This is a genomic window from Pseudonocardia sp. ICBG601 (genome assembly GCF_020496245.1).
Genome location: NZ_JAHLJA010000280.1, coordinates 1 through 4,103 on the forward strand (window position 1 = coordinate 1; position 4,103 = coordinate 4,103).

The following is a 4,103-nucleotide window of genomic DNA, read 5'->3' on the forward strand; positions in this document are numbered from 1 at the left end:
AGTCCTCGTAGACGCTCCTCCCGAGATAAACTGTCAGCGCCTCAGGAGTAATGCTGGCCATGCTTCGAAATAGAGGGGAATCTTCCGGCCTCCGCGCCGCGGCATGGTCGAGCACCATGTGTCCGACTTCATGCAGGATGATATGCGTAGCATGCGGAGCGTCCAATGGGAATCCTATCTCGTCATAGGTTCGCCTCGGGATGTATATTCCACACTCACCTCCTCCGAGTTCCCTAAATAAAAAGGTTCGCATCTTTATGGGCCGCCCCCTGTGGGTTTCTAATCGTTCCAGGTAGTCGCGGATCGACCCGTCAAAGTGGCCGATGGATTCGTTAAGATCGGAAATTACGCTCGCGCAGCGCTCAAGAACTTCCACATCAACTGACGGCTCTGTCACGGCGGCGGGGTTTCTCCGGAGACCTCTGCGTCGGCGAGGTGCGATCTGATCCTGCCCTCGGCGGGCCCATAGACCTCTACAACACCGAGGAGTGCCCCAAAATGTTATATCCATGTCGTAGGTCTCCGGTCCCGAAGAAGATGCGGGGAACTTTTCTTCGTCAGCCCCCAAGATGGGGACTCGCCATTTTTCGTCCTGCTCTCGTAGCGCTACGAGTCGCCGGAAGCAGCTTTCGACCGGGAGCCAGGACCCTGGATCGGCCGTCAGGGACCCCGTGGGGATTCCGATCCCCACAGCGACCTGGACGACTTCCTCCGCGGACAGCGCGACCCTCCCGTCCGAAGCCACCTGTCTCAGCACCCGGCGCGCATCAGGTCTCGGCCACGCCGAGTCGCTCCGCAGGCCGCGCGACTCGTGATCCAGCTTCAGCACGGTTGATGACAGAAAGCTGAGTCTTTCGAGTAAGGTTCCATCAACTGATCGTGTCGTCACGCGTACTCCACGTAGGCGCACTGCGGCAGGGGTAGGCCACTTCGCCCGGCGATCGTTCTTCGCGTCATCCGCCTCCACCTATCCGAACTATAGTTTGCTGACCCTAGCAGGGCATGCGGTCCCCGTCGCCACCGAGGCGGCCACGCCGGCCCGTCGCCTTTGCGATTTCCCCAGGTACATTGCCATATATCTAGCAGTATTGCGGACCCGCAGCGCCCAGTCTATAGTTTGGGCGCTCAGATGCGAGGGAGGCGCGATGATCGGTGTAAGCATGGACGGTGCGGCACTCGGCTTCCCGTCTGTCTCCGGCTGCGATCGGCCGGTCTGATGTCACGACGCAGCAGTCCTGGTCCCGCCGAGTGCGTCTCTCCGTGGCTGGTAGCGCCAGGACTCGGTTCCCGGGACACGGCGTCCGACAGTGCAGAACCTCGGGATGATCTTGGGACCGCATCCGTGCACGTCATTACCTCGCGGCGCCCACGACCGGACCGTCCAGCAGCGCAGCGTGGAGGGCCCGGCGGGCACTACTGCTCTGCTGCGCCCGATCCTGGTGATCATGTTGAGTTAGCGTCGCCGCAGGTCAGGTTCGACGAAGCGTTCCCAGCGGCGGCGCCGCGGCGGCGGCCTCTCGACCGTGTCCCGGCGGAGCCGTCGTTCGCCCGTGCGGTGCGTTCGGTGGAGCCGGTGTCGGATGTGGAGGCGTCGGCGTTCGCTGCCCGCTTCGCCTGCGATTTCCAGTCGTTCGACGAGGACGTGCCGTGGCGCCGCGCTGAGGTCCTGCGCGAGGTCCTGGCCGATGTGCAGGCGTGTACGTGGGGCTGGTCCGGTGCGGGCCGTCAGCGTGCGGATTCCCCGTTGCCGGGGCGGTTGTATCGGCGGTCGGACACGGTGGTGTTCGTCGAGGTCGTCGTCCGCGCCACGCCGTACGTCCGTGCTGGAACAGCGCCCGAGGCCGATGACTCGGCTGTGTCCGCCGCTGAGCACAGCGGTCTGGTGGAGCCGGCGGGGACGATCGGCCGCTCGTGCGCCCCGCCGGAGTCGGCCGCGGTGTGGACCGCGGTCGAGCCGCGGTGGGTGCGGATGACTGTGCCGGTCACCCGCGCCGCGGAGGACGGCCGTCTGGTCGTCGATCCCGGTCTGCTCACCGGGCCCACCGGTAACGAAACAGGCGGTGGTCGTTGATGTCGGGTAATCATGTGTCGTCGTCGGAGGCGGCGGAGTCGGGTGGGACGCCGGCGTGGCTGACCGGGGATGCTGCGGCGTGGGCGGTTCCCGGTACGCCGCCCGCGGCCGAGCCGCCGGTGTCGGCTCCCGAGGGCACGGGCGGGTCCCCGGAACCGCCGGTGGCTCCCGCCGCGGACCCGCAGACTGTTCGATCTGCTGTCGAGCCGCCGGAACCAGCGGCACCGCCGGCGGCGTTCTGGAGCACCGACACCGCCGAGTCCGGCGATGGCTCCGCACCTGGAGCACCCGGGTTTTCCGATGGTGGTGCGTTCGCTGATGTGGTGCGTCCGAAGCTCGCGGCGCCGACGCATGGTTGGCGGGCTGCGGTCTACGCGCTCACGGCTGGTCGGTGGAATCCGGGCCTGTCCGAGGCCGAGCTGCGGTTGAAGGACCAGGTGCGGCGGGTCACGACACCGCTGTCCGGGCCGTTCTCCGTCGCGGTCGGCAGCATCAAAGGTGGTGTCGGGAAGACGACGTGTACCGGTGTGCTCGGGCTGGCGATGGCCGAGTACCGCGGGGACCGAGTCATCGCGATCGACGCCAATCCCGACGCGGGGACCTTGGGTGACCGCCTGGTCGGAGAGGCCCAGGCGGGGCGGCGGACGGTGCGTGACCTGCTACGCGACCTGGACCAGGTCCGTACTTCTACGCAGCTGTCGGGTTACACCCACCTCGCCGGCCGCTTACGCGTGCTCACCTCGGAGCAGGCCCCGGAGCTGTCGGAGATGTTCTCCGAGCGCGACTACGAGCGTGTCCTGCGGCTGCTCTCGATCTATCACGAGCTGCTGCTCACAGACTGCGGCACCGGCCTGGTGCATTCGGCGATGCAGGGCACGCTGCGCCACGCCGACTCCCTGGTCGTGGTGGGTGCGCCGACGAAGGACGGGGCGTCGCGGGCGGCGCGGACGTTGCAGTGGCTGGCCACCCACCAGGACTCGTCGGGCCGGTTTCGGTATCGGGACCTGGTCCGTGACGCCGTCGTCGTCCTGTCGTGTGATCGACAGTCCCGCTATGTCGATGACACCGTCATCCGCGACTACTTCGCCTCCAGGGTGCGGGCGGTGGTCGAACTGCCCGCCGACCCGCACCTGGCGACCGGGGACATCATCGATCTCGACGCCCTGGCCCCCGCGACGCGGGATGCGGTCCTCGAACTCGCCGCTGTGGTCGCCGACGGTTTCCAGAGCCGCACCCACGGTCTGGCCTCGCACGGTTTCCGCACCGACCACGCCGACCGTCAGGCCGGTATGCGGTGATCGGTTCCGGGCTGGTCACCGCCGTGGTGGGAGCGGTGACGTCGCTGGCGGTCGCGTTCGCTCCGGCCGCGCCTGTCCCGGCGGACGCACGAGTCGAATGCGGCTGGCGTATCACCGCGGTGCACGTCCTGGCCGAACTCGACGGCGATCGTTCCGAGCGGGCGCGGGCGTGGCGGTCGGCGTTGACCAGCGTCGGCGCCGACCAGCCCGGCTTCATCCCCGCCACCTGCTACCAGGCCGGGAACCACCCGGATGATCATGAAAGCGGATCCACCGATCATCCAGCACAGACCGGACAGACCGGACAGGACGCGCAGGGCGGTTCTTCTGCGCTGCCGGGCGTGCCCGGCCAGGGCGACACCGCAGGTGAGGTGTTCGGCTGGGGTGCCCCGGACGTTGTCGACGACTTCACCGGCACACAGCTGGGGCCCGGGTGGAACGCCTACGACGGCCCCGGGCATGCCGGGAACGGCACCCGCTCCCCGGCCGCGGCGACCGTCGCTGACGGCATTCTGACGATCGACGGGACCGGGGACGGCACGACCGCCGGCCTGGCCTGGACCGCGCACTCCCAGAAATACGGCCGCTGGGAAGTGCGGATGCGCGCCCCGACCGGGTCCCCCTCCTACAACGCCCTCGCCCTGTTGTGGCCGACCGAGGAGAACTTCCCGGTCGGCGGGGAGATCGACTTCGCGGAGATCATGGACCCGGCCCGCGACAAGATCGAACTGTTC

At 67.8% G+C, this 4,103-nt stretch carries 4 protein-coding genes; 3 read left to right on the forward strand and 1 reads right to left on the reverse strand.

Annotated elements, in window-relative coordinates:
• On the reverse strand, positions 1–397 hold a 397-nt coding region (locus KPL57_RS65725), incomplete at its 3' end, for a hypothetical protein (protein WP_264200154.1).
• A 1,167-nt stretch (positions 398–1,564) separates the two neighbouring features.
• On the opposite strand from KPL57_RS65725, the gene KPL57_RS65730 reads away from it, so the two are divergent.
• From KPL57_RS65730 to KPL57_RS65740, 3 genes are all read left to right on the forward strand, one after another.
• Complete coding sequence (locus KPL57_RS65730) at positions 1,565–2,071, forward strand: hypothetical protein (RefSeq protein ID WP_226353152.1); 507 nt, start codon at positions 1,565–1,567, stop codon at positions 2,069–2,071.
• A 323-nt stretch (positions 2,072–2,394) separates the two neighbouring features.
• A complete protein-coding gene (locus tag KPL57_RS65735; RefSeq protein ID WP_226353153.1) occupies positions 2,395–3,369 on the forward strand; it encodes a MinD/ParA family protein in 975 nt (324 codons plus the stop codon).
• The coding region (locus KPL57_RS65740; RefSeq protein WP_226359512.1) for a glycoside hydrolase family 16 protein at positions 3,366–4,103 on the forward strand (738 nt) is incomplete at its 3' end. The genes KPL57_RS65735 and KPL57_RS65740, both read left to right, overlap by 4 nt.